Origin of the sequence: Streptomyces sp. NPDC002795 (assembly GCF_042888725.1) — a bacterium.
Lineage (GTDB): Bacteria > Actinomycetota > Actinomycetes > Streptomycetales > Streptomycetaceae > Streptomyces.
Map to the genome: position 1 here is coordinate 209,490 of NZ_JBIAQB010000009.1, position 24,954 is coordinate 234,443.

Sequence of the window (24,954 nt, forward strand, 5' to 3'; positions counted from 1 at the left end):
AGAACGACCACAGGCCCTGCCGGACCGGCGCTTCATTTGTGCCGGGCCCCGGCCCGGTCGCCGTGCCTCAGGCCTTGCCCGTCAGCGGCTGCCCGCCGCCCACTCGCCCCTGGAGCAGCAGCGAGAGCGCGCCGTGCACATCGTCCAGTGAGCGTTCGGACTGGAACGCCTGCCAGTCCAGGGCAGCGACGAGGACCATGCCCACAAGGGCCGCCGCCGTGAGCGGCACGTCGATCTCCTCGCTCAGCTCACCGCTCTCCACGGCCGCCCGCAGCACGTCCTCGACCACGGCCACCGCCTCCTGGCGGACCACGGCGAGCGTGGACTGCCAGGCGCGGTTGGTGCGCCACAGCTCGGCTACGTAGAGCTGGGTGAACGCCGGGTACTCGTCCATGAACACGAGGCCCGCGCGGATCATCGCGTCCAGGGCGTCGACCTTGCTGCCGCCGTTCTCGTCCGCCTTCTGTGCCGCCTCCCGGAGGGAGGCGGTGAGGAGCCCGACGCCGTGCCGCAGCAGCTCCTCGAAGAGGACCGACTTGCTGGCGAAGTTGTAGTAGACCGTGCCCTTCGCGACCCCGGCCCGCTCGGCGATCTCGTCGACCGTGGTCGCGGAGAAGCCCTGTTCCGCGATGAGTGTGACCGCGGCCTCGTAGAGCTTCTGCCGGGTGGCCTGACGCCGTGTGCTGCTTTCCATGCCCCTGATTCTCACAGGAGCCGTCGTGGGCGCGCTCACAGGCTCAGCTCCGGGTGCAGCCGGTCCAGCGTCCACACCTGCTTGCGCCGGGCCGTCCACGCGGTGAGGGCGAGCGCGCCCACCGTGAACGCCGTGAGCACCACGCACGCCTGCCACACGGGCCCGAGCCCGCCGCCGGAGATCAGCCGCCGCAGAGCCTCCACGACGTAACTCATCGGCAGGAACGGGTGGAGCGCGTTGAAGAACCCGGGGCTCGTCTGTACGGGATACGTGCCGCCCGCCGACGTCAGCTGCAGCATCAGGAAGGCGAGCACGAGGATGCGGCCCGCCGCCCCGAAACGCGCGTTCAGCCACTGCACGATCGCGGCGAAGCACGCCGTGACCAGGCCCAGGAAGCCGACCGTGCCCGCCGCGTGCAGCATCTCCAGGCCGAGGGCCCAGTGCAGTACGGACATCAGTGCCGCCACCTGGAGGAGCCCGAGCGCGGCCACCGGCAGCCAGCCCGCGAACGCCACCCGCCAGGACGAGGAGCCGGCCGCGAGGGCACGCCGGTTGAGCGGCTGGATCAACATGTAGGCGACCATCGCGCCCACCCACAGGGAGAGCGGGATGAAGTAGGGCGCGAAGCCCGTCCCGTAGTTGGGCGCCTTGTGCAGCGACTGGGAGGCCAGCTTGACGGGGTCGGCCATCACCCCGGTGCGCTGATCGCGGTCCTTCTTGTCGTAGTCGGGGATCTTCTGTACGCCGTCGTGCAGACCGCCGGCGAGCTCGCCCGAGCCGTCGGCCAGCTGGAACATGCCGCCGTTCAGGTCGTCCGCGCCGGTCTCCAATTCGCCGACGCCACTGTTGAGTTCCGTCGATCCGGTCTTCGCCGTGCCGAGCCCTGTGTGCAGCTTCGCGGCGCCCGCGGCGACCTGGCCCGCCCCGTCGTTGAGCTTGTTGATCTGGGCGACCGCGTTCTCGACGTCCTGATCGAGTGTCGGGGCGTTCTTGGCCAGGGCCTCTGACTGCTCCTGGAGCATCGCCAAGTGGCTGTCCATCCGGCCGAGGTTGCCGTGCTCGTCCTGGATGAGCGTGTTCAGGTCGTCGGAGATCGTGGCGACGTCGTTCGCCGCCGTCTTCGCCTTCTTCAGGTCAGGGCAGGCCGGGTCGTCGATGACCGCCTTTTCGCAGCGCCTTTCGTAGACGGCGTCCAGGGCGTCGGAGCCCGCGTGCGCGCCCGTACGCGCGGTGGGGGCGATCCTCACCAGGTCGTCCAGGTTGTGCCGGACGCCCTGTGCGGAGTCGGCGACGAGGCGCGCCGTGTCGGCGATCGCCTTCTTGTTGCCCTTCAGGAAGGGGCGTACCTGGTCGGCGGCGCCGTTCACCTTGTCGGCGAGCGACTGCGTGCCGTCGAAGACCTGTCGGGACCCCGACTCCAGGTCACCGGCTCCTGTGGTGAGCTTCGTCAGGCCGCTCTCCAGGTCGCCGCTGCCCTTCTTGGCGTCCTTCAGGCCGTCGGCCAGGTCCTTCGATCCCTTCTTGGCCTTGCCGATGCCGCCTTCGAGCTGGTCCGCGCCCTTGGCCGCCTTCTTCGTCGCGTCATGGATGTCGGAGAAGGACACGAAGATCTTGTCGAGGAACGAGCGCGACGCGTTGGTGGACGCCGCGGAGCGCACTTCGGAGAAGACCGTCCGGGAGATCTGCCCGACGATGTAGTTGTTCGCGTCGTTCGTGCGTACCTGGAGGGCGCCGGTCTCGGGCGATTCGCCGGAACTCGACGCGATGCGCTTGCTGAAGTCCTTCGGCATGGTCAGCGACAGGTAGTACGTGCCGTCCTCCACGCCCTTCTTCGCCTGAGCCGAGTCGACCTCGTGCCACTGGAAGGTGTCGCTGTCGTACAGGCCCTTGGTGATGTCGTCGCCCGCGCTGACCTTCTGGCCCGCGGCCGACGCGCCCTTGTCGTCGTTGACGAGCGCCACCGGGATCTTGTCGAGCTTCCCGTACGGGTCCCAGAAGGACCACAGGTACAGCGCTCCGTAGAGCAGGGGCAGCAGCAGAAGCGCGACGAGCGCGGCGCGCGGCAGCTTCCCCCTGCCGAAGCGCTTGAGTTCAAGCGCGGCGAGCTTCGGCGAGCGCATCGGCCGTCTCCTTCGCGGTGTCGTTCGTGGTGTTCGCCGGGGCGGTCGACACGACGACCGCCCCATCGGGGGCCTCGCTGCACACGGCGACGACCGTCGTGCCCGCGTTGGCGACGGTCCGCAACTGGGCCCAGATCACGGCTCGTTCGGCGTCCGCGAGCTTCAGGTCGGTGTCGTCGACGCCGATCAGGCGCGGACGGCCGATGAGCGCGAGCGCCAGGGACAGGCGCAGCGCTTCGAGGCGCTCCAGGTCGCGCACGGAGGTGCGGGAGCCCTTCGGTAGCGTCTCGGTGTCGAGTCCGGCGCCGGCGAGCGCCGCGTCGATGCGCAGGCTCGCCTCGGCCCGCCGCTCGGCGGGCGTGCGCAGCAGCCCGCGGAGCGTTCCGTCGAACCTCCGCTGCAGCAGCGCCTGTTCCCGCAGGTGCTCGGCCACGGTCAGGGCGGGGTCGAGCTCCGTCACGCCGGGCACGTGCGCGAGCGCGCTCATCCTGCGTACGGCGGTGAGCTGCTTCGGCAGCCGCATCCCGCCGACCCGCGCCGTCCCCTCGCTCGGCCGCATCCGCCCGGTCAGCGCGAGCAGCAGGCAGGTGCGTCCGCTGCCGGAGGGGCCCTCGACGGCGATGAGCGAACCGGCCGCCGCGTCGACGTCGATGCCCCGGAAGGCCCAGCCGCGGGGCCCCTTCAGGCCGAACTCCGTGGCGGCCACCGAGGCTCCGGACGTCGCCCCGTGCTCGTCCGTGCTCGTCGCCCCGCTTGCCGGGCCGTCCATGGTTCCCCCTGGGCACCTCTTTGAACTGACTGGTCAGTGCAAAAGTTAGCCCGAACTTCCGATCGAAGCAAAATGCCTGGTCAGGGCCGATTGTCAGTGGCGTACCCCACGATGGGCACATACGGCCACAGTGCCGTCACACAGACGACAGGAGGTTCGTCATGGCTGGACACCAGGCACCCACCACAGCTGCCACCCGCCGCGGCGCCACCGGCCCTGCCCCTTCACCCACCGGACCGGCGAGCGACATCCACCCGGTGCTCCGCCGCGCCGGCGCCCCGCCCGCCGCCCTCGACCTCCTCGCCCAGGCCCGCGCCGGTCTCGACGAGGCGTCCGTGCTGGAGACGGCGAACGAGCGGTACGCCACGGCCCATCTCGCCGCACTGCGCACCGCCGCCGCCGTGCTCGCGGCCCGCGGCAGGCCCGAGTCCACACCAAGGCGCCGCGCCAAGATCCGCAGCGCCTGGGAAGTGCTCCCCGAGATAGCCCCCGAACTGACGGAGTGGAGCGCCCTGTTCGCCTCGGGCGCCACCAAGCGCGCCCGCGCGGAGGCAGGCATACGCGACGCGGCCACCGCGCGCGACGCCGACGACCTGCTGCGTGACGCGGCGATGTTCCTGCGCCTCGTCGAGCGCGCGCTCGTGCTGCAGCCGGTGCTGCCCCAGCCCCGGCAGGAGGGGGACGAGCGCACGAGCCGGACAAAGGTGCAGGACGCCGGGTAGGGGCCCCGTGCACGGATGCGTGGGCGCCGGGCCGCGCCCATTAGGGTGGAGGCGCCCGAACCAGTACATGCTCCGCCGCCGGTCGGAGCCGCCCCGAGGAGTCACCTGCCGTGTCGGATCACAGCCCTCGAACCACGTCACCGCGCTCCGACTCCTCGCGGCAGCCCCGCGCCTCCCTCCGTACCGCCGTGGTCTGGGACGTCCTCAAGGACGCCCTCGACCGGCGCGCCAAGTCGGCGGGAAGCGAGGCCCTCGACGTCCTCGACACCGGGGGCGGCAGTGGCAACTTCGCGGTGCCGGTGGCCCAGCTCGGCCACCGCGTCACCGTCGTCGACCCGAGTCCGAACGCGCTGTTCGCTCTGGAGCGCAGGGCGGCCGAGGCCGGCGTCGCCGACCGGGTGCGCGGCGTCCAGGGCGACGTCTCGGGCCTCTTCGACGTCGTCGAGCGCGAAGGCTACGACGTGGTCCTGTGCCACGGCGTCCTCGAATACGTGGAGGAGCCGGCGGAAGGCGTGCGCAACGTCGTGGGCGCGCTGCGCTCCGGCGGCGTGCTCAGCCTGCTCGCCGCGGGCCTCGGCGGCGCCGTCATCGCGCGGGCCCTCGCGGGTCACTTCAAGGAGGCCCGGCAGGCGCTCGACGACCCGGCGGGCCGCTGGGGCGAGGGCGACCCGGTGCCGCGCCGCTTCACGGCCGAGCAGCTCACGGAGCTTCTCGGCGGGGCCGGAGTGGACGTCGGCGCGGTGCACGGTGTGCGGGTCTTCGCGGACCTCGTCCCGGGCGTCCTCGTGGACACCGAGCCGAGCGCGCAGCGGGAGCTGCTGAAGCTCGAAGCGGCCGCCGCCGAGCTGCCCGCCTTCCATGCCGTGGCCTCGCAACTGCACGTGCTCGGTGAGAAGCGAGTGGCCGAAGAGGGCTGACCGGGCCGCCGGACGGCCGGGAGCTGCCGCTGATCAGCGGCGCAGCGTTTGATGGAGTACGCCACAGGCCCCCCGGATGGACGCTCGGCGCCGTATGATCTGAGGTGACCGTCCGGCATGACGGGTCGGCCGCTGGGGCATGTCGCCCTATGAGCCGGAACGCCGTGTCGTGGTGGGCAATGGCGAAGTTGGCGTAGAGGGGCGGGTTTCACGGGGGCGATTCCCTGCCTATCCTGAAGGGGACCCCCGGTCGCCCCGGCGACTGCACGATGAGGAGGACTCCGTGCCGCTCTCGGAGCACGAGCAGCGCATGCTCGAGCAGATGGAGCGAGCGCTGTACGCCGAAGATCCCAAGTTCGCGACAGCGCTTGAGGGAAGCGGGCTGCGTACATACACCCGACGTCGGGTCTACCAGGCAGTCGTGGGCTTCCTGGTGGGTATCGCGCTCCTCATGGCAGGAATGGTCGCGCAGCAGATCTGGATCAGCGTGGTGGGGTTCCTCGTCATGCTGGGATGTGCGGTGCTCGCCGTCACCGGCTGGCGCAAGGCCCCCAAACCAGGGGAGCAACCGGCGGCCGGAGCGACCGGAGCTGCGGGAGCCGTGCCCGGCGCGCCCCCGGCGACCCGACGGCAGGGCAAGCAGAAGCGCTCCATGATGGACCGCATCGAGCAGCGCTGGCAGCGCCGCAGGGACGACCAGGGCGGCCGCTGAGCACCAGGCGGCAAGCCGCCCGGCCCATGACGACATGCACAAAGGGTGACCGCGTCGCGCGGTCACCCTTTCTGCGTAGCGAGCCTCCTCGTTGTGCGAGGCCGGCCGGCTCAGCCTTCCTGGCGGGTCGGCCGCGTCGGCCGGGTGAACCGGCCCCGCACCCGCAGCGTGAACGCCTCCCAGCGCCGCGCCGCCGCCCACACCACCCGGACGGCCGAGCGGGGCGCGAATGTCGCCCGGAGCCGTGTCGACCGGCTCGATTTCGCGTGCAGATCGTCGTGCAGACGGCGCACGTCCTCGCCCAGACCCGATACGGGCCGGGGCCGCGGCGCGTACAGGACCTGCTCCACCGCCGCCGCCACCCGGTGCACGCTGTCGGCCGCGTCGGGCTCGAGTTCGCCGATCCGGGCGATGCGGGCCGCCGCCGTCCGCGGGGTCTGCGAGTCGTCAGGACCGATGCCGTGGTCCCACGCCGTGTCCGTGACCTCGCGCCAGGCGGCCAGGGTGCGTCCGGCGGCATCGGCGTCCGTGCGGCCCGCCGGGCCGAGCCGTACTGCTCGGACCCGCCTGCGCCACAGCATCGGCAGCAGCGGCACCGCGACGACCAGCAGCGCGATCAGCGACACCGTGGCGATCGTGCCGACCGGCGGCCCGTCGTCCGGTGAGCCGCCCACGACCGCGGGCGCGGCGCTGCCGCAGCTGCCCTCCCTGCGCTGGGCCGTCGAGCAGCTCTCGGACGTCGAGGGCTCCGGGGCCGAGGGCACGGCGGAGGCGGACTCGCTGGGCGCCGCAGGATTGCTGGGGCTGCCCTCGGGGCTGTTGTCCACCGTGTAGTCCGGGGCCGTGCCGCGCGTGGGCGTGGGCTCGAAGCGTGTCCAGCCGACGCCCTCGAAGTACAGCTCGGGCCAGGCGTGCGCGTCCCGCAGGCCCACCGAGTACTTGCCCTCGCCCGCGGGCACACCCGGCGTGAAGCCGACCGCGACGCGGGCCGGGATGCCCAGCGTGCGGGCCATGGCGGCCATCGAGAAGGAGAAGTGGACGCAGAAGCCCTCCTTCTGCTTCAGGAACCGGGCTATCGCGGCGGAACCGCTGCCGGCCCGCACCTCCGTGTTGTACGTGAACCCGCCGCTGACCGCGAAGTAGTCCTGCAGCTTCACCGCACGCTCGTAGTTGTCCGACGCGCCCTCGGTGACCTTGAGCGCGGTCGTGCGCACCACGTCCGGCAGCGAGGCGGGCACCTTGGTGAACTCGCGGACCATGTTGCCCGGTGGCGCTTCCGCGGCGGCGAGCTGCTGCGGTGTCGGCCGCACGACCAGGCTGTCGACGGTGTACGTCTTCCCGCGCGTGGTCTGCCCGTGGTCGCCCACCAGGGTCCGGCCGACCCGCTCGAACCGCCAGCGCCCGTCGATCCCCACCTGCGTCGCCGGATAGGGCATCGGCAGCCAGTCCTGCGCGTACCAGTCGGCCGCCGAGATCGTCGTCCGCACCTGGGTCCTGCGCACGTCGGCGCCCAGACCCGGCGGGTCCGGCAGGGTGGACGGCACGTCGTCGATGCTGCGTACCGAGGGGCGCCAGGTCGTGCCGTCGAACTCGTCGAGCGCCACGATCCGCAGATACATGTCGGACGTCTGATCCGTGCTCGTCCGGTACGTCATCACCTCCCGGTCCTCCGGCTGGTTCAGGCTGTTCTGCAGCGAGACCAGCGGGTTGACCGCGGAGATCGTGCCGCCGCCCCCGGCCCCGCCGCGCACACCGCTGCCGGACGGGCCGAGGATCCCGCCGTCCAGGGCGGGCAGGACGAGCGGCACCACCAGGGCGAGCCCCAGGGCGACAGCGCTGATCCGGCGGCCGGTACGGACCGGGGCGAGGGCTCCGCGCCCGCCCTCCTGCACGGGCGCGGACGCGCCGGGTGAGCGCCCGGCGCCGCCGAACACCCGGCCCCACTGGGAGAGCCGGTCGCGCCCCTCCGCGAGCAGCAGCAGGAGATAGCCGCCCGCCGCGAGCAGGAACCACAGCCAGTCGGTGCCGCCCTCGGAGAGCCCGGCGGCGACCGAGTACAGGGCGAGCAGCGGCAGCCCGGCCGGGGCCGCGCTGCGGAACGTCACCGCGAGGGCGTCCACGAAAAGACCGATCACCAGCGCGCCGCCCACCAGCATCAGCCGGATGCCGTCGGTCAGCGGCGCCGGGATGGCGTACCGGACCACGTCCTCGCCGCCCGCCTGGAGCAGCAGAACGAAGTGCTGGAAGGCCTCGGGGCCCGGCAGGAACGCGGCGATCGCCTGGTCGCGGGCGAACAGGACGGTGAGCAGCAGCAGCGACACCAGGGCCTGCGCCGCGACCGTCAGCGGGCGGGCGAGCGGCACCCGGCGGGCGAGCGCGCCGACCGCGGCCTGGATCACCAGCAGGATCGCGGTCTGTATCAGCCAGGTGGACCGGTCGACCAGCGGAAGCAGCGCGCACGAGGCCAGGAACGTGGCCAGCGTGGCGCAGATCGACAGACGGGCGCCGCCGCTCATGACCAACCCCCTGAGTTGTGCGGGGAACCAAGGGGATCCGCGGAACCGCTCGGCGCGGAGAGCCCCGTACGCTTGCGGTCCGCCTGCCGCCAGAGCTCTTCGAGGGACGCGCCGTGCGGCACGGCCACCGCGGTCCAGCCCGCTTCCTGAAGCATCCGCAGCCGCTCGGTGCAGCGCTCCGAAACCGGCGCCCCGGGACCCTGGGTCCAGGAGGCGCTGTCGAGGAGGAAGGCGAGCGCGCCACCGCTGCGGCGGCGCATCTTGGCGACGACGGAGGCCTGCTCCTCGTCCAGATCGCCGAAGAAGGCCACCAGAAGCCCTTCGTTGCCGCCGCGCAGCACGTCGTACGCGGCGGAGAGCGTGCCGCTGTCGGAGTGGTCGACGACGGCGAGCGTGTCCATCATCAGGCCCGCCGCGTCGGCCGACTCCTGGCTGGCGCCCGCGAAGCCGTCGGTGCCCTCGCCCGGCACCGCGTTGCCCGTGTCGGTCAACAGCCGGACGGAGAAGCCCCGTTCGAGCATGTGCACCAGGGCGGAGGCCGCGGCGGACACCGCCCATTCGAAGGCCGAGTCGGGCCCGGCGCCCTGGAAGGCGGGGGCGCGGGTGTCGAGCAGCACGGTGCAGCGGGCCCGCTGCGGCTGCTCCTCGCGGCGCACCATCAGCTCGCCGTAGCGCGCGGTCAGGCGCCAGTGCACGCGGCGCAGATCGTCCCCGTACCGGTAGCCGCGCGGGATCACGTCGTCCTCGCCGGCCAGCGCGAGCGAGCGATGCCGCCCGTCCCCGTACCCCTTGGCCTCGCCGGTGAGCCGCACCGCGGGCAGCGCCGTCACCCGCGGGATCACCGTCAGGCTGTCGTACGTCGAGAAGGACCGGGTCAGTTCGCACATGCCGAAGGGGTCCGTGAGGCGCAGTTGCAGCGGGCCCAGCGGATAGCGGCCGCGCAGGTCGGAGCGGACCCGGTAGGACACCTCGCGGCGGCCGCCCGCCTCGACCCGGTCGAGGACGAACCGGGGCCGCGGCCCGAGCACGTACGGCACCTGGTCCTGGAGCATCAGAAGGCCGGTCGGCAGCCGGGAGATGTTGTCCATGCGCAGGTGCACGCGTGCCTCGGAACCCGCGGGTACGCGCGCGGGGGAGAGGCGGCGGCTGCCCGCGACCCGGTAGCGGGTGCGGTACAGGACGGCCGCGCACACCAGCGGCAGGGCCGTCAGCAGCAGGCCGACCCGGAGCAGATCGCTCTGCCCCAGGACGTACGCGCAGATCCCCGCCGCGATGCCGGCCGCCAGGAACGAACGGCCGCGCGTGGTGAGTCCGGCGAGGGCGGTGCGCAGACCGCTCTTGTCGCCGACGTTCTTGCCCGCGCCACCGTCCGTGAATCCGCCCCCCGGATCCGGCGCGTAGGCCCCGACGTGTCCCCCCGCCGTCATCACAGCCTCCGCGGACCGGGCGGCTGCTGGCCGTACAGCGGGGGCGTCGTCGAGTCAAAGGTCTGCGCGGCGCGCGGTTCGGCGGCCGGGACCGGGGTGCGCTGCAGGATGTCGAGGACGACCTGCTCGGCGGTGCGACGGTTCAACTGGGCCTGGGCGGTGGGCAGCAGACGGTGCGCCAGGACCGCCACGGCCAGCGTCTGCACGTCGTCGGGCAGCGCGTACTCACGGCCGCTGAGGGCCGCGGCCGCCTTGGCCGCGCGCAGCAGGTGCAGCGTCGCGCGCGGGGATGCGCCGAGTCTGAGGTCGGGGTGGGTACGCGTGGCGGCGACCAGGTCCACCGCGTAGCGCCGTACGGCGTCGGCGACATGGACCGTGCGCACGGCGTCGATGAGCTTCACGATCTCGTGCGCGTGCGCCACCGGCTGCAGGTCGTCCAGCGGGTTCACGCCGCCGTGCACGTCCAGCATCTGCAGCTCGGCCTCCGGGCTCGGATAGCCGATGGAGACGCGGGCCATGAAGCGGTCGCGCTGGGCCTCGGGCAGCGGGTAGGTGCCCTCCATCTCGACCGGGTTCTGGGTGGCCACCACCATGAACGGGCTGGGCAGTTCGTACGTCTGGCCGTCGATCGTGACCTGGCGCTCCTCCAGGGACTCCAGGAGCGCGGACTGCGTCTTCGGGGACGCGCGGTTGATCTCGTCCCCGATCACGATCTGCGCGAAGATCGCCCCCGGCTTGAACTCGAAGTCCCGCCGCTGCTGGTCCCAGATCGACACCCCGGTGATGTCCGAAGGCAGCAGGTCGGGCGTGAACTGGATGCGGCGCACCGAGCAGTCGATGGACCGCGCGAGCGCCTTCGCCAGCATCGTCTTGCCGACGCCCGGGACATCCTCGATGAGCAGGTGTCCCTCGGCGAGCAGCACGGTCAGCGAGAGCCGTACGACCTCCGGCTTGCCTTCGATCACACCCTCCACCGATCCGCGCACGCGCTCTGCGGTGGTGGTCAGATCAGTGAGGCTCGCTCGATCGTCATAGGTCGTCACCCAGCCCTCCTCGGCCCGTACTTTCCGGGCCGACGCGCTCAGACACGAACCGGCCCACCCCGATACACGGACAGCGCGCACGAGATGTTCGCCGCTCGTGCGGATGCCACACACGCATTCTTGTTTGCGTTACCGGTTCGTGTCACTCGCCTGTGGACAACTGGCCGCGATATGTCAGGTCTTAGGGCCTTTTGAGAGGAAGGTCGACCGCGATCGGACGGGGTGTCAGGCCGGTTCGATCTCCCGCAGCAGGCCCGTCTTCACGTCGAAGACAAAGCCGCGCACGTCGTCGGTGTGCAGAAGGAACGGGGAGGTGCGCACCTTCTGGATGGACTGGCGCACATCCTGGTCGACATCGCGGAAGCCCTCGACGGCCCAGGTGGGGCGCTGGCCGACCTCCATCTCCAGGTCGGTCCTGAAGTCCTCGGTCAGGCCTTCGAGGCCGCAGTTGCTGTGGTGGATGAGGACCACGCTGCGGGTGCCGAGCGCGCGCTGGCTGACGGTGAGGGAGCGGATCACGTCGTCGGTGACGACGCCGCCCGCGTTGCGGATCGTGTGGCAGTCGCCGAGTTCGAGGCCGAGGGCGGCGTGCAGGTCGAGGCGGGCGTCCATGCACGCGACGACCGCGACCTGCAGCACCGGGCGCGCGTCCATGCCCGGGTCGGAGAACGCCGCGGCGTACCGCCCGTTCGCGTCGACGAGGCGGTCGGTCACGCGGCCGTCGGCGGATATGGCGCCTTCGGAGGGGGCTCCAGAGGGGAGGTGAGCAGAAGTCGTCATGACTATGACGGTAGCCGTCACGCCTGGTCCGGGCCCGCTGTGAGAGCGGACAAAGAACATCATTGAGCCTTGTTGTGAGCGAGGCCACAGGGGGTCGAGACCTGGGCCGCTCGGGTGAATTCACCCGATTCGCGGCGTCGGGTCGTGATGGCCGCGACGCGCAGTCCGCTCGGTCGGCCGGTTGATTGACCGGGGGGCACCGTGGACTAAAGTGACGCCGACCCCAGATAACCACGCAACGATGCAACACGGAGATCCCGGCACTGCCGCCTCGGCACCTGTCGGAACGCTCCCCGCGTGCGCGGAGCGTACGTACGGCTCGGCCTCCTCCCGCTCCGGTCGGCCGGCGTCACTTCCCCGGCGCCGACGGACCATCCCCTTCACGAGCGGGCGGGGACCCGGCAGTGCGTACGTCCCCCCACGCCGGACCTGAGAGGGACCCTTGAGCCAGCGACACGTTCCGGTCATGCTCCAACGCTGCTTGGACGTGTTGGCTCCGGCACTCGCCCAGCCGGAGGCGGTCGTCGTCGACTGCACGCTCGGCCTCGGCGGGCACAGCGAGGCGCTGCTCTCCACGTTCCCCTCGTGCCGCCTCGTCGCGCTCGACCGCGACAAGGAAGCGCTGCGGCTGTCAGGCGAGCGACTCGCGCCCTTCGGCGACCGGGCCACCCTTGTGCACGCCGTCTACGACGAACTGCCCGAGGTCCTCGACCGGTTGGGCATCCCGAAGGTGCAGGGCGTCCTGTTCGACCTCGGCGTCTCCTCCATGCAGCTCGACGAGGCCGACCGCGGTTTCGCCTACGCGCAGGACGCGCCGCTCGACATGCGCATGGACCAGACGACCGGGATGAGCGCCGCCGAGGTGCTCAACACGTACCCGCCGGGTGAACTGGTGCGGATTCTTCGCCAGTACGGCGAGGAGAAGCAGGCCAAGCGCATTGTTTCGGCCATCGTGCGCGAGCGCGAGAAGGAGCCGTTCAGCAACAGCGCCCGGCTCGTCGAGCTGATCCGTGATTCCCTGCCGCAGGCCGCCAAGCGCACCGGCGGCAACCCGGCCAAGCGCACCTTCCAGGCCCTGCGCATCGAGGTCAACGGCGAACTGAGCGTGCTCGAGCGGGCGATCCCGGGAGCCGTGAAGTCGCTCGCGGTCGGTGGCCGGATCGCCGTCCTGTCCTACCAGTCACTTGAGGACCGCCTGGTCAAGCAGGTGTTCGCGGCCGGGGCCGGCAACACGGCGCCGGCCGGCCTCCCCGTCGTCCCCGAGCAGTACCAGCCCCGGCTCAAGCTGCTCACGCGCGGCGCCGAACTCCCCACGGAGGAAGAGGTCGCTGAGAACCGCCGGGCCGCTCCGGCACGGCTGCGGGGTGCGCAGCGCATCCGCGAGGATGTCGAGGGGTGACGGCCGAGTGACGTACGCGCGCGTGGAGGGGTGGTCATGAGCGCCAGCAGTGGCTCGAAAGGTGCGCTGCGCGACAGGGCCGCCCGCCTTGCGCGGCTGCTCCCGCTCGGCCCGTCCGGCGGCACGCAGGCCGCACGCACCCCGTTCGTCCTCCTCGTCGTGCTACTCCTCGGCGGCGGGCTGATCACGCTCCTGATGCTGAACTCCTCGCTCAACGAAGGCTCGTTCCAGCTCACCAAGCTCAAGAAGCAGACCACCGAGCTCACCGACGACGAGCAGGAACTCCAGCGCGACGTCGACTCCTACTCGGCGCCCGACGCCCTCCTGCAGCGCGCCCGCGGGCTCGGCATGGTGCCCGGCGGCGACCCGGCGTTCCTGGAGCCGAACGGCACCGTCAAGGGCAGGCCGAGCCCGGCCGCCGGGCCGCCCGTCCCACCCCGCGCAGAGCCGGCGAAGAACCCCGAGGCCGCGAGCGCCGACCCGAGCGCGAGCGCGTCGCCCTCGGGGAGCCCGTCCCCGTCGGCCAGCACGTCCCCCTCCGCCAGTCCGTCCGAGCCGGCGAGCCCGAACTCCTCGGTCGAGCCTTCCCCTTCGAGCACCGGCAGGTGACGCCATGACCGACAGGGAGCCCCCGCGCCGCCGCGTGCCAGGACCCGCGCGCCCCCCGCGCACCGGAAAGGCCGCGCCCAAGCCCGCGCCGAAGGGGGCCGCCAAGCGCACCGCCAGGCCCGTGCCGAAGCCCGGTCCCAAGGCCGCGCAGCAGAGCCGCCCGGCCGCCCGCCGCCCCCGCCCCGCCCCGTCGAAGCCGAAGCCGAAGGCGGCCTCCCGGCTGCGTCTGGGCAGCCCCCGGCCGCGCCTGCGCATGGTGAGCCTGGGCCTCACGCTGGTCCTGATGGTCTTCGTCGTCCGCCTCTTCCAGGTGCAGGGCGTCGACGCCAGCGCGTACGCGGCGAAGGCCTCGCTGAACCGATACGTCAGCCACTCCATCGCCGCCGAGCGCGGCGGCATCACGGACCGCAGCGGCGTCGAACTCGCCGCGAGCGTGGACGCGTACGACATCACCGCCGACCCGACGCTGTTCACGAAGAAGGCCACCAAGGTCGACGACGCGCCGGAGCAGGCGGCGGCGCTCCTCTCGCCGATCATCGGGATCGACGCGGCCGAGCTCACCAAGAAGCTGCGGACGAAGAACACGCGGTACGTCCGCCTCGCCCCGCGCCAGACGCCGCAGGTCTGGAAACAGATCAAGGACCTCAGGACCACGCTGAACGAGAAGGCGAACGCCGCGGGCCGCGCGGCGAGCGTGCTCTCCGGCGTGGTCGCCGACCCCAGCAGCAAGCGCGTCTACCCGAACGGCGACCTCGCCGCGGGCGTCCTCGGCTGGGTCAACGCCGACGGCAAGGGCGGCGGCGGCGTGGAGCAGCAGCTCGACAAGGAGCTCGCGGGCAAGGCCGGAAAGATCCGCTACGCCCAGTCCGGCGGCCAGCAGGTACCGACCGCGGGCAGCACCGAACAGCCCGCGGTCCCCGGCTCCGACGTCGAGCTGACCATCGACCGCGACATCCAGTGGGCCGCGCAGAACGCCATCGACGAGCAGGTCAAGGAGTCGAAGGCGGACCGCGGCTACGTGATAGTGCAGGACACCAAGACCGGCGAGGTCCTGGCCATGGCGAACGCGCCCGGCTTCGACCCGAACGACCTGGCCGACGCCAAGGCGGAGGCCCTGGGCAACGCCGCGCTCCAGGACGCGTTCGAGCCGGGCTCCACCGCCAAGGTCATGTCGATGGCCGCCGTCCTCGAGGAGGAGGCGGCCACGCCGGGGACCCATGTCACCGTGCCCAACCGGCTGCACCGCGGCGACCGGCTCTTCCAGGACGACGTCGACCACCCGACCTGGCACCTCACGCTCAACGGCGTGCTCGCCAAGTCCAGCAACATCGGCACCATCCTGGCGACGGGCCAGCTCGGCAAGACGCAGCCGGCCGCCAACGACTCGCTCTACTCCTACCTGCACAGGTTCGGCATCGGGCAGCAGAGCGGCCTGGGCTTCCCCGGCGAGACGTCCGGCATCCTCGCGCCCGCCGACAAGTGGTCCACGTCGCAGCAGTACACGATCCCGTTCGGCCAGGGCTTCTCCATCAACGCGATGCAGGCCGCCTCCGTGTACTCGACCATCGCCAACGACGGCGTACGGGTGCAGCCCACCCTCGTCCGCGGCACCAAGGGCCCCGACGGGCGGTTCAGGCCCGCCCCGAAGCCCAAGGAGAACCGCGTCGTCAGCAAGAAGACCGCCAGGACCGTCGCGCAGATGCTGGAGTCCGTGGTCGACGACGAAGAGGGCACGGGCACGAAGGCCCGCATCCCCGGCTACCGCGTCGCGGGCAAGACGGGCACGGCCAACCGCGTGGATCCGGCCACAGGACGCTACAAGGGCTACACGTCGTCGTTCGCCGGCTTCGCACCCGCCGACAAGCCGCGCGTCACGGTCTACTGCGCGATCCAGAACGCCACCAAGGGCGGCTACTTCGGCGGCCAGATCTGTGGCCCGATCTACAAGAAGGTCATGGAGTTCGCCCTGAAGACCCTTCAGACCCCGCCCACGGGCGACAAGCCGGCCCGGCTGCCCGTGACATTCGAGCCGTGACGGCCATCACCTCCGATCCGGGGAACCGCCCCGCGCCACGCCCCTCGCTTCGCCCGGCGGGGGGTGGGCCCGGTACGCTCACGCCGTGCCACACGCTGATCAGTCCCAAACCACCCAGAAGGGCGCACCCGTGACATACCCCGGGCCGCCGCGACCGGTCGAGGTCTCCGCCACACCCCTCGCGGAACTCGCCGATCAACTGGGTGTCCCCGCGCCCCAGGCCGCAGCAGAGATCACCGGCATCACCCACGACTCCCGTGCGGTACGCCCAGGCGACCTGTACGCGGCCCTGCCCGGAGCCCGCGCGCACGGCGCCGACTTCGCCGCGCAGGCCGCCTCGCTCGGCGCCGTCGCGGCGCTCACCGACCCGGCGGGCTGGGAGCGCGTCTCCGAGGCCGGCCTGGTCCCGCTCGTCGTGGAGAACCCGCGCGGCCACATGGGCGAGCTCGCCGCGACGATCTACGGCCACCCCGGCAGGGACCTGCTCCAGCTCGGCATCACCGGGACCTCGGGCAAGACCACCACCGCGTACCTCATCGAGGGCGGCCTCAGGGCGGTCCACAGCACCGGCCTGATCGGCACGGTCGAGATGCGGATCGGCGACGAGCGGATCAAGTCCGAGCGCACCACTCCGGAAGCCACCGATCTCCAGGCGCTGTTCGCGGTCATGCGCGAGCGCGGCACCGACGCCGTCGCCATGGAGGTCTCCAGCCACGCCCTCGTGCTCGGCCGGGTCGACGGCTGCGTCTTCGACGTGGCGGTCTTCAACAACCTGAGCCCGGAGCACATGGAGTTCCACTCCGACATGGAGGACTACTTCCAGGCGAAGGCGCAGCTGTTCACGCGGGCCCGCAGCAAACAGGGCGTCGTGAACTTCGACGACGAGTACGGGCGTCGGCTCATCGACGAGTCCGAGGTTCCGGTCGTCTCCTTCTCCGCCGAGGGCCACCCGGACGCCGACTGGCGCGCCGAGAACGTCGAAGTCGGGCCGTTCGACTCGACGTTGACCGTCCTCGGCCCCAAGGGCGAGCGGGTCAGGGCCAAGGCGCCGCTCGCGGGCCCCTTCAACGTCGCGAACACCCTCGCCGCGATCGTCACCCTCGCCGTCGCCGGGATCGACCCGCAGACCGCGGCCGACGGCGTCGCCGCCGTACCCGGCGTGCCCGGCCGCCTGGAGCGCGTGGAGGCCGGCCAGAAGTACCTCGCCGTCGTCGACTACGCGCACAAGACCGACGCCGTGGAGTCCGTGCTCCGGGCGCTGCGCAAGGTCACCGAGAACAAGGTGCACATCGTGCTCGGCTGCGGCGGCGACCGCGACAAGACCAAGCGGATGCCGATGGGCGCGGCCGCGGCGCGATTCGCCGACACGGCCATCCTCACCTCTGACAACCCGCGTTCCGAGGACCCCCTCGCGATCCTCGCCACCATGCTCGCGGGCGCCGCCGACGTACCGGCCCACGAGCGGGGCGACGTCGCCGTGTTCGAGGACCGGGCCGCGGCCATCGCCGCCGCCGTCGCGCGCGCCGAGCCCGGCGACACGGTGCTCATCGCGGGCAAGGGCCACGAGCAGGGCCAGGACATCGCCGGTGTGATCCGCCCGTTCGACGACCGCTTGGTGCTCCGCGCGTCCATCGAGGCGGCCGCAGCCACCGTCGACCACCAGAAAACCCAGGGATGAAGTTGTGATCGCCCTCTCCCTCGCCGAGATCGCTTCAGCCGTCGGCGGGCAGACGTACGACATACCGGACCCGCGGGTCCAGGTGACCGGGCCGGTCGTCATCGACTCGCGCAAGGTCGAACCGGGAAGCCTGTTCGCCGCCTTCGTGGGCGAGCGGGTCGACGGCCACGACTACGCGCGCGAGGTCGTCGACAAGGGAGCCGTCGCCGTACTGGCGTCGCACCCGGTCGGTGTGCCCGCCATCGTCGTCGACGACGTCCAGGCCGCGCTCGGCGCACTCGCCCGGCACGTGGTCGCGCGGCTCGGCGCCGCCCTCGTGGCCCTCACCGGCTCGGCAGGCAAGACCAGCACCAAGGACCTGATCGCCCAGGTGCTGCGCCGCAAGGCCGACACGGTCTTCACGCCCGGCTCGTTCAACAACGAGATCGGCCTGCCGCTCACCGCGCTCACCGCCACCGACGAGACGCAGTTCCTCGTCCTGGAGATGGGCGCCCGCGGCATCGGCCACATCACGTACCTGACGGGCCTCACGCCCCCGAAGGTCGGAGTCGTCCTGAACGTCGGGACCGCGCACATCGGCGAGTTCGGCGGCCGCGAGCAGATCGCGGTGGCGAAGGGCGAACTGGTGGAGGCGCTCCCCGCCGACGGCACCGCGATCCTCAACGCGGACGACCCGCTGGTGCGGGCCATGGCCTCGCGTACGAAGGCGAAGGTGCTCTTCTTCGGAGAGGCCGAGAGCGCCGACGTACGCGCCGAGAATGTCCGGCTCACGGACGCCGGACAGCCCGCCTTCAGCCTGCACACACCCTCCGGGTGCAGCGAAGTGACCTTGCGCCTGTACGGTGAGCACCACGTGTCGAACGCGCTCGCCGCGGCCGCCGTCGCCCATGACCTTGGCATGTCCGTGGAGGAGATCGCCCTCGCGCTCTCCGAGGCGGGCAACCTGTCCCGCTGGCGGATGGAGGTCACCGAGCGCTCGGACGGCGTCACGATCGTCAACGACGCCTACAACGCGAACCCCGAGTCCATGCGAGCGGCGCTGCGCGCGCTGGTGGCCATGGGCAGGGGGCGCCGTACGTGGGCGGTGCTCGGGCAGATGGCCGAGCTGGGCGACGAGTCGCTGACCGAGCACGACGCCGTCGGACGGCTCGCCGTCCGGCTCAACGTCAGCAAGCTCGTTGCAGTCGGGGGCAGGGAAGCGTCCTGGATGCAACTGGGCGCCTATAACGAGGGTTCGTGGGGTGAGGAGTCGGTGCACGTGTCCGACGCACAGGCGGCGATCGACCTGTTGGGCAGCGAGCTGCGCCCGGGAGATGTCGTGCTCGTGAAGGCATCCAGGTCGGTGGGCCTGGAGAGCGTGGCACAGGCGCTGCTCGCGGACGTGCAGGGTGGGGTTGATGCCTGATGATGAAGCAGATCCTGTTCGCGGGTGTCATCGGTCTCTTCCTGACGCTCGCCGGAACGCCGCTGCTGATCAAGCTCCTTGCGCGCAAGGGCTACGGCCAGTTCATCCGTGACGACGGCCCGCGCGAGCACCACAGCAAGCGCGGCACGCCGACCATGGGTGGTATCGCCTTCATCCTGGCGACGCTCATCGCGTACTTCCTCAGCAAGCTGATCACCGGAGCCCCTCCGACCCTGTCGGGTCTGCTCGTGCTCGGCCTGATGGCGGGCATGGGGCTCGTCGGCTTCCTCGACGACTACATCAAGATCGTCAAGCGGCGCTCGCTCGGCCTCAGAGCCAAGGCCAAGATGGCCGGGCAGCTGATCGTCGGCATCGCCTTCGCGGTGATCTCACTGCAGTTCGCGGACGTCAGAGGCAACACTCCGGCCTCCACCAAGCTCTCCTTCGTGGAGGACTTCGGCTGGTCGATCGGCCCGGTCCTGTTCGTGGTCTGGGCGCTGTTCATGATCCTCGCGATGTCGAACGGCGTGAACCTGACGGACGGCCTCGACGGCCTCGCCACCGGCGCCTCCGTGATGGTCTTCGGCGCGTACACCTTCATCGGTGTCTGGCAGTTCCAGGAGTCCTGCGCCAACGCGCAGACGCTCACCAACCCAGGGGCGTGTTTCGAGGTCAGAGACCCACTCGACCTGGCGGTGGTCGCATCGGCCTTGATGGGCGCCTGCTTCGGCTTCCTGTGGTGGAACACCTCGCCCGCCAAGATCTTCATGGGTGACACGGGCTCGCTGGCCCTCGGCGGCGCCCTCGCGGGCCTTGCGATCTGCTCCCGTACTGAGCTCCTGATCGCGCTGCTCGGCGGCCTGTTCGTCCTGATCACCATGTCCGTCGTGATCCAGGTCGGCTCCTTCAAGATGACCGGCAAGCGGGTCTTCAAGATGGCGCCACTCCAGCACCACTTCGAACTCAAGGGGTGGTCCGAAGTCCTTGTCGTGGTCCGGTTCTGGATCATCCAGGGCATGTGCGTGATCGTCGGACTCGGCCTCTTCTACGCGGGATGGGCAGCCAAGAAGTGACCTCCTGGCAGGGCATGAACATCACCGTCGCCGGTCTCGGCGTGAGCGGCCTCAGTGCCGCCCGCGCCCTGGCCGGCTTCGGCGCGTCGGTGACCGTCGTGGACGGCGGCGACAGCGAGGCCCACCGCGAAAAGGCCGCTCTTCTTAAAGAAGCGGGGATTTCCGTACGACTCGGGGACGCGACCACGCTCCCCGACCCCACGGACCTGGTCGTCACCTCGCCGGGCTGGAAGCCGCAGAGCCCCCTCTTCGAGACGGCACGCGCGCGTGGCGTCGACGTCGTCGGCGACGTGGAGATCGCCTGGCGGCTGCGCGGCCCGGACGCCGCGCCCTGGCTCGCGATCACCGGCACCAACGGCAAGACCACGACGACGCAGATGCTCGCGTCGATCCTGGAGGCGGCGGGCCTGCGCACGGCCGCCGTCGGCAACATCGGCACGCCGATCATCGACGTCGTACTCGAAGGGGACGCGGCCTACGACGTGTTCGCCGTCGAGCTCTCCTCGTACCAGCTGCACTGGGCGCCCTCGCTGCGCGCCCACTCCGGCGCCGTCCTGAACCTCGCGCCCGACCACCTCGACTGGCACGGCTCCATGGAGGCGTACGCCGCCGACAAGGGCCGCATCTACGAGGGCAATCAGGTCGCCTGCGTCTACAACGTGGCCGACAAGGCGACCGAGGACCTGGTCGTCGAGGCCGACGTCGAGGAGGGCTGCCGGGCCATCGGCTTCACCCTCGGCACCCCGGGCCCCTCCGAACTCGGCGTCGTGGAAGGCATCCTCGTCGACCGCGCCTTCGTCGAGGACCGGCAGAAGAGCGCTCAGGAGCTCGCCGAGGTCACGGACGTGCACCCGCCGGCCCCGCACAACATCGCCAACGCCCTCGCCGCGGCGGCCCTCGCCCGCGCCTTCGGCGTCGAGCCCCAGGCCGTCCGCGACGGCCTGCGGAACTTCCGCCCCGACGCCCACCGCATCGAGCACGTCGCCGACGTGGCCGGTGTCGCGTACGTGGACGACTCCAAGGCGACCAACACCCATGCCACGCAGGCGTCGTTGGCCTCGTACGAGTCCATCGTGTGGATCGCGGGCGGACTCGCCAAGGGCGCGACCTTCGACGAGCTGGTGACGGGCGCGGCGAAGCGGCTGCGCGGCGTCGTCCTGATCGGCGCGGACCGGGCCCTGATCCGGGAAGCCCTGCGGCGACACGCCCCGGAAGTACCGGTCGTCGACCTCGACCGGACCGACACTGGGGCGATGTCGGCGGCGGTCCAGGAGGCCGCGCGGCTCGCCCACACGGGGGACACCGTGCTGATGGCCCCGGCCTGCGCGTCGATGGACATGTTCACCAACTACAACAAGCGTGGCGAGGCGTTCGCGGAAGCGGTCCGCGAACTGGGCGCCACCAGCGTCTGACGGGGCTCGAGAGGGCGCCCGGTGACGCCGGGCATCCTTCGGGAGGGGAACGTGGCAGCGCAGACGTACGGCTCATCGGTGGGGGACGGTCATGGCCGGTAGCAGTCCTCCCCGCACGACCGGGCGCCCCGCCGCACCGCCGCGGAAGACGAGCAAGGTCTACCGGGCCCGGGTCAATCCGGTGCGCCGGCTGTACGCCCAGGCCAAGCGCGCCTGGGACCGGCCGCTCACCGCGTACTACCTGATCATCGGGGCCGCGCTGCTGCTCACGGTCCTCGGCCTGGTCATGGTCTACTCGGCCTCGATGATCACGGCCCTGCAGATGGGCCTGTCCAGCTCGTACTTCTTCAAGAAGCAGTTCGTCGCGGCCGTCATCGGCGGCGTCCTGCTGCTGATCGCGATGCGGATGCCGGTGAAACTGCACCGGGCGCTCGCCTACCCGATCCTCGCCGTCAGCGTCTTCCTCATGGTCCTCGTGCAGGTGCCGGGGATAGGGGTGGCGATCAACGGCAACCAGAACTGGATCACGCTCGGCGGCCCCTTCATGCTGCAGCCCAGCGAGTTCGGCAAGCTGGCGCTGATCCTGTGGGGCGCCGATCTGCTGGCGCGCAAACACGACAAGCGGCTGCTGACCCAGTGGAAGCACATGCTGGTGCCGCTCGTCCCTGTGGCTTTCATGCTGCTCGGGCTGATCATGCTCGGCGGCGACATGGGCACCGCGATCCTGCTGACCGCGATCCTCTTCGGCCTGCTGTGGACGGCCGGGGCGCCGACGCGGCTCTTCGTGGGCGTGCTGTCGGTGGCCGCGGTGATCGGCCTGCTCCTCATCAAGACCAGCCCGAACCGCATGGCCCGCCTCGCCTGTCTGGGCAGCGCCGACGCGGGACCCGGCGACATGTGCTGGCAGGGGCTGCACGGGATCTACGCCCTGGCCTCCGGCGGACTCTTCGGTTCCGGCCTCGGTGCAAGTGTGGAAAAATGGGGACAACTTCCCGAGGCGCACACCGACTTCATCTTCGCCATCACCGGCGAGGAACTGGGCCTGGCGGGGACGCTGTCGGTGCTCGCCCTGTTCGCGGCTCTAGGCTATGCGGGTATCCGCGTGGCCGGACGCACGGAGGACCCCTTCGTTCGCTATGCCGCGGGAGGCGTGACGACGTGGATCACGGCACAAGCCGTGGTCAACATCGGTGCGGTGCTCGGCCTGCTGCCGATCGCCGGAGTCCCGCTCCCGCTGTTCTCGTACGGGGGGTCCGCACTGCTTCCGACCATGTTCGCCGTGGGGCTGCTGATCGCGTTCGCGCGGGACGAGCCGGCGGCGCGGGCAGCCCTCGCCATGCGGCGGAGCCCGGGAGGCCGGGGGATGAGATGGAACACGATGCGACGGCGCGCCTCGGCGCGCCCGTCCAGAGAGCGGTGAATTTCGGTGCATGTCGTACTCGCCGGTGGGGGGACCGCCGGCCACATCGAGCCGGCGCTCGCCCTCGCGGACGCCCTGCGCAGGCAGGACCCGACCGTGGGCATCACGGCCCTGGGCACGGAACGCGGACTTGAGACCCGTCTCGTGCCGGAGCGCGGCTACGACCTGGCGCTGATCCCCGCCGTACCGCTGCCGCGCAAGCCCACGCCCGAACTGATCACGGTTCCCGGCCGGCTGCGCGGCACCATCAAGGCGGCCGAGCAGGTCATGGAGCGCACCAAGGCGGACGCGGTCGTCGGCTTCGGCGGATACGTGGCGCTGCCCGGCTATCTCGCGGCCAAGCGGCTCGGCGTGCCGATCGTGGTGCACGAGGCCAACGCGCGGCCCGGCCTGGCCAACAAGATCGGTTCGCGGTACGCGGCGCAGGTCGCGGTCTCCTCGCCCGACAGCAAGCTGCGCAACTCGCGCTACATCGGCATCCCGCTGCGCCGCACCATCGCCCTGCTCGACCGGGCGCGGATGCGGCCCGAGGCGCGCGCCGCGTTCGGCCTCGACCCGAACCTGCCGACGCTGCTCGTCTCCGGTGGCTCCCAGGGCGCCCGCCACCTGAACGAGGTCGTCACGCGCGTCGCGCCGCTCCTCCAGCGGTCCGGCATCCAGGTGCTGCACGTGGTCGGCCCCAAGAACGAACTGCCGCAGGTCCAGCAGATGCCGGGGATGCCCCCGTACATCCCGGTACCGTACGTGGACCGGATGGACCTCGCGTACGCCGCGGCCGACATGATGCTCTGCCGCGCGGGCGCGATGACCGTCGCCGAACTCTCCGCCGTCGGACTCCCGGCCGCGTACGTCCCGCTGCCCATCGGCAACGGCGAACAGCGGCTGAACGCCCAGCCGGTGGTCAAGGCCGGCGGCGGCCTGCTGGTCGACGACGCGGAGCTGACCCCGGAGTGGGTCCAGGCCAATGTCCTGCCCGTGCTCGGCGACCCGCACCGGCTGTACGAGATGTCCCGCGCGGCCACCGAGTTCGGCCGCAGGGACGCCGACGACCTGCTCGTCGGGATGGTGTACGAGGCGATCAACTCGCGTCGCCGCTGACGTCTCGGAGGCGAACCGAGCCGCAAAAAGGGAGTGCACGTGGCCGGACCCACTACGACGGAACGCGAACGAGAGTCGTCCGAGGCGTCCGAGCCGCCCCCCGCCGCGCGATGGGTGCGCATGCCGAGCGTGCGCACCCTTGTCGTGGCCGGAGTGCTGCTCGTGCTGCTCGGCGCGGGCGGCACCTGGCTGCTGTATGGCTCGCCGTGGCTGCGCGTGGAGCGCGTCAAGCCCTCCGGGACCCGGGTCCTGACGGCGTCTCAGGTCCGCGACGCGGCCGCCGTGCCCGTCGGCGCCCCGCTGATCTCCGTCGACACGGACGCCATTGAGGACCGGCTGCGCCGGAAATTGCCCCGAATTGACTCGGTTGATGTGGTCCGTTCATGGCCGCACGGAATCGGGTTGAAAGTGACGGAGCGCAAGCCGGTCCTGATTGTCGAAGACGGCAAAAATTCAGACAAGTTCGTCGAAGTCGACCGCAAAGGCGTTCGTTTCGCGACGGTCGACAAGCCCCCGAAGGGCGTTCCCCGGCTGGAATTGACGCCGGATCAGGGGGGCGCCGAAGCGAGCTTGCGGCGCTTCGGTCCCGGCCGGCTCGTACGGGAAGCGGTGCGGGTCGCCGGGCAGCTTCCGGAGCCGGTCGCGCGTGACACGCGGGCCGTCAAGGTCCGTTCGTACGACGCCATCTCGCTGGAACTGGCCGGAGGGCGGACCGTCGACTGGGGGAGCGCCGAGCAGGGTGACACGAAGGCACGCACTCTCACCGCTCTCATGAAAGCCGCCCCGGAGGCCAGGCACTTGGACGTGAGTGTTCCCACGGCCCCTGCCGCGTCCGGGAGTTGACGCACATTGATGCAGGCCAGCACCCTGGTTGGGCATCGACACGGCTGATCACATAGGGTGAAAAGAAAAACGGGAGGTTCGGCGTGTTCGTTGAACGGGCGCCACTTGTCGACTTAGTGTCAGGTTCGGAAGAGTCCAGGAAACAGACACACTGGTAACCCTAAACTTCAGCGTTAGGGTTCGGGTCGGCAGTCGACTAGTAGTCAACTAGTAGTCCGGACCGCCCCAATTCGGCATCAGTCGTCGCACCGTAGAACGCGAGGCGGCGACACGTAACTCGAG

The 24,954-nt window shown here is 71.1% G+C and carries 20 protein-coding genes; 13 read left to right on the forward strand and 7 right to left on the reverse strand.

Annotated elements, in window-relative coordinates:
- Positions 1–67: 67 nt before the first annotated feature.
- Genes ACFYWS_RS27195 through ACFYWS_RS27205 form a run of 3 tightly spaced genes read right to left on the reverse strand, consistent with a single transcriptional unit; the run spans position 68 to position 3,583 of the window.
- On the reverse strand, positions 68–694 hold the full coding sequence (locus ACFYWS_RS27195) for a TetR/AcrR family transcriptional regulator (RefSeq protein ID WP_389280741.1): 627 nt from the start codon (positions 692–694) through the stop codon (positions 68–70).
- A gap of 35 nt (positions 695–729) precedes the next feature.
- Positions 730–2,814: a YhgE/Pip family protein gene (locus ACFYWS_RS27200; RefSeq protein ID WP_389280742.1), complete on the reverse strand. Its 2,085-nt coding sequence runs from the start codon at positions 2,812–2,814 to the stop codon at positions 730–732.
- Positions 2,786–3,583, reverse strand: coding sequence for an ATP-binding cassette domain-containing protein (locus ACFYWS_RS27205; RefSeq protein ID WP_389280743.1), 798 nt, complete (start codon positions 3,581–3,583; stop codon positions 2,786–2,788). Before ACFYWS_RS27205 ends, ACFYWS_RS27200 begins: the two co-directional genes overlap by 29 nt.
- 161 nt (positions 3,584–3,744) lie before the next feature.
- Between ACFYWS_RS27205 and ACFYWS_RS27210 the strand changes: the two genes are divergently transcribed.
- The 3 genes from ACFYWS_RS27210 (at position 3,745) to ACFYWS_RS27220 (ending at position 5,934) form a co-directional block, all read left to right on the forward strand.
- A complete protein-coding gene (locus ACFYWS_RS27210; RefSeq protein ID WP_389280744.1) occupies positions 3,745–4,305 on the forward strand; it encodes an SAV_6107 family HEPN domain-containing protein in 561 nt (186 codons plus the stop codon).
- Between the two features lie 110 nt (positions 4,306–4,415).
- On the forward strand, positions 4,416–5,222 hold the full coding sequence (locus ACFYWS_RS27215) for a methyltransferase (protein ID WP_389280745.1): 807 nt from the start codon (positions 4,416–4,418) through the stop codon (positions 5,220–5,222).
- A 283-nt stretch (positions 5,223–5,505) separates the two neighbouring features.
- Positions 5,506–5,934 (forward strand): DUF3040 domain-containing protein, encoded by a 429-nt coding sequence (locus ACFYWS_RS27220; protein WP_389280746.1) that lies wholly within the window; start codon positions 5,506–5,508, stop codon positions 5,932–5,934.
- A 110-nt stretch (positions 5,935–6,044) separates the two neighbouring features.
- Here the strand turns inward: ACFYWS_RS27220 and ACFYWS_RS27225 are convergent, their stop codons facing one another.
- The 4 genes from ACFYWS_RS27225 to ACFYWS_RS27240 form a co-directional block, all read right to left on the reverse strand.
- A complete protein-coding gene (locus ACFYWS_RS27225) occupies positions 6,045–8,450 on the reverse strand; it encodes a DUF3488 and DUF4129 domain-containing transglutaminase family protein (protein ID WP_389280747.1) in 2,406 nt (801 codons plus the stop codon).
- Positions 8,447–9,877: a DUF58 domain-containing protein gene (locus ACFYWS_RS27230; RefSeq protein ID WP_389280748.1), complete on the reverse strand. Its 1,431-nt coding sequence runs from the start codon at positions 9,875–9,877 to the stop codon at positions 8,447–8,449. Before ACFYWS_RS27230 ends, ACFYWS_RS27225 begins: the two co-directional genes overlap by 4 nt.
- A complete protein-coding gene (locus ACFYWS_RS27235) occupies positions 9,877–10,920 on the reverse strand; it encodes an AAA family ATPase (RefSeq protein ID WP_389280749.1) in 1,044 nt (347 codons plus the stop codon). The genes ACFYWS_RS27230 and ACFYWS_RS27235 overlap by 1 nt, the downstream gene beginning before the upstream one ends.
- A 225-nt stretch (positions 10,921–11,145) precedes the next feature.
- Positions 11,146–11,763 carry a beta-class carbonic anhydrase gene (locus tag ACFYWS_RS27240; RefSeq protein WP_389280750.1) on the reverse strand — a complete coding sequence of 206 codons (618 nt, stop codon included), beginning with the start codon at positions 11,761–11,763 and terminating at the stop codon, positions 11,146–11,148.
- A 379-nt stretch (positions 11,764–12,142) separates the two neighbouring features.
- Here ACFYWS_RS27240 and rsmH point away from each other — a divergent pair, with 379 nt between their 5' ends.
- From rsmH to ACFYWS_RS27290, 10 genes are all read left to right on the forward strand, one after another.
- Complete coding sequence (gene rsmH / locus ACFYWS_RS27245; RefSeq protein WP_389280751.1) at positions 12,143–13,099, forward strand: 16S rRNA (cytosine(1402)-N(4))-methyltransferase RsmH; 957 nt, start codon at positions 12,143–12,145, stop codon at positions 13,097–13,099.
- 36 nt (positions 13,100–13,135) lie between these two features.
- Positions 13,136–13,708, forward strand: coding sequence for a septum formation initiator family protein (locus ACFYWS_RS27250; protein WP_389280752.1), 573 nt, complete (start codon positions 13,136–13,138; stop codon positions 13,706–13,708).
- Between the two features lie 4 nt (positions 13,709–13,712).
- Positions 13,713–15,743: a penicillin-binding transpeptidase domain-containing protein gene (locus ACFYWS_RS27255; RefSeq protein WP_389280753.1), complete on the forward strand. Its 2,031-nt coding sequence runs from the start codon at positions 13,713–13,715 to the stop codon at positions 15,741–15,743.
- 130 nt (positions 15,744–15,873) lie between these two features.
- The gene (locus ACFYWS_RS27260; RefSeq protein ID WP_389280754.1) at positions 15,874–17,421 is read left to right on the forward strand and encodes a UDP-N-acetylmuramoyl-L-alanyl-D-glutamate--2,6-diaminopimelate ligase; all 1,548 of its coding nucleotides are present in this window, start codon (positions 15,874–15,876) and stop codon (positions 17,419–17,421) included.
- A gap of 4 nt (positions 17,422–17,425) precedes the next feature.
- Positions 17,426–18,826 carry a UDP-N-acetylmuramoyl-tripeptide--D-alanyl-D-alanine ligase gene (gene murF / locus ACFYWS_RS27265; RefSeq protein ID WP_389280755.1) on the forward strand — a complete coding sequence of 467 codons (1,401 nt, stop codon included), beginning with the start codon at positions 17,426–17,428 and terminating at the stop codon, positions 18,824–18,826.
- Positions 18,826–19,899 carry a phospho-N-acetylmuramoyl-pentapeptide-transferase gene (gene mraY / locus ACFYWS_RS27270; RefSeq protein ID WP_326019271.1) on the forward strand — a complete coding sequence of 358 codons (1,074 nt, stop codon included), beginning with the start codon at positions 18,826–18,828 and terminating at the stop codon, positions 19,897–19,899. The genes murF and mraY overlap by 1 nt, the downstream gene beginning before the upstream one ends.
- A complete protein-coding gene (gene murD / locus ACFYWS_RS27275) occupies positions 19,881–21,311 on the forward strand; it encodes a UDP-N-acetylmuramoyl-L-alanine--D-glutamate ligase (protein ID WP_389280756.1) in 1,431 nt (476 codons plus the stop codon). Before mraY ends, murD begins: the two co-directional genes overlap by 19 nt.
- Before the next feature lie 91 nt (positions 21,312–21,402).
- Positions 21,403–22,731 carry a putative lipid II flippase FtsW gene (ftsW, locus tag ACFYWS_RS27280; RefSeq protein ID WP_389280757.1) on the forward strand — a complete coding sequence of 443 codons (1,329 nt, stop codon included), beginning with the start codon at positions 21,403–21,405 and terminating at the stop codon, positions 22,729–22,731.
- Positions 22,732–22,737: 6 nt separating this feature from the next.
- Complete coding sequence (gene murG, locus ACFYWS_RS27285; protein ID WP_389280758.1) at positions 22,738–23,829, forward strand: undecaprenyldiphospho-muramoylpentapeptide beta-N-acetylglucosaminyltransferase; 1,092 nt, start codon at positions 22,738–22,740, stop codon at positions 23,827–23,829.
- Positions 23,830–23,868: 39 nt separating this feature from the next.
- Entirely contained in the window at positions 23,869–24,672 is an 804-nt protein-coding gene (locus tag ACFYWS_RS27290; protein ID WP_389280759.1) for a cell division protein FtsQ/DivIB, read from the forward strand.
- Positions 24,673–24,954 lie beyond the last annotated feature (282 nt).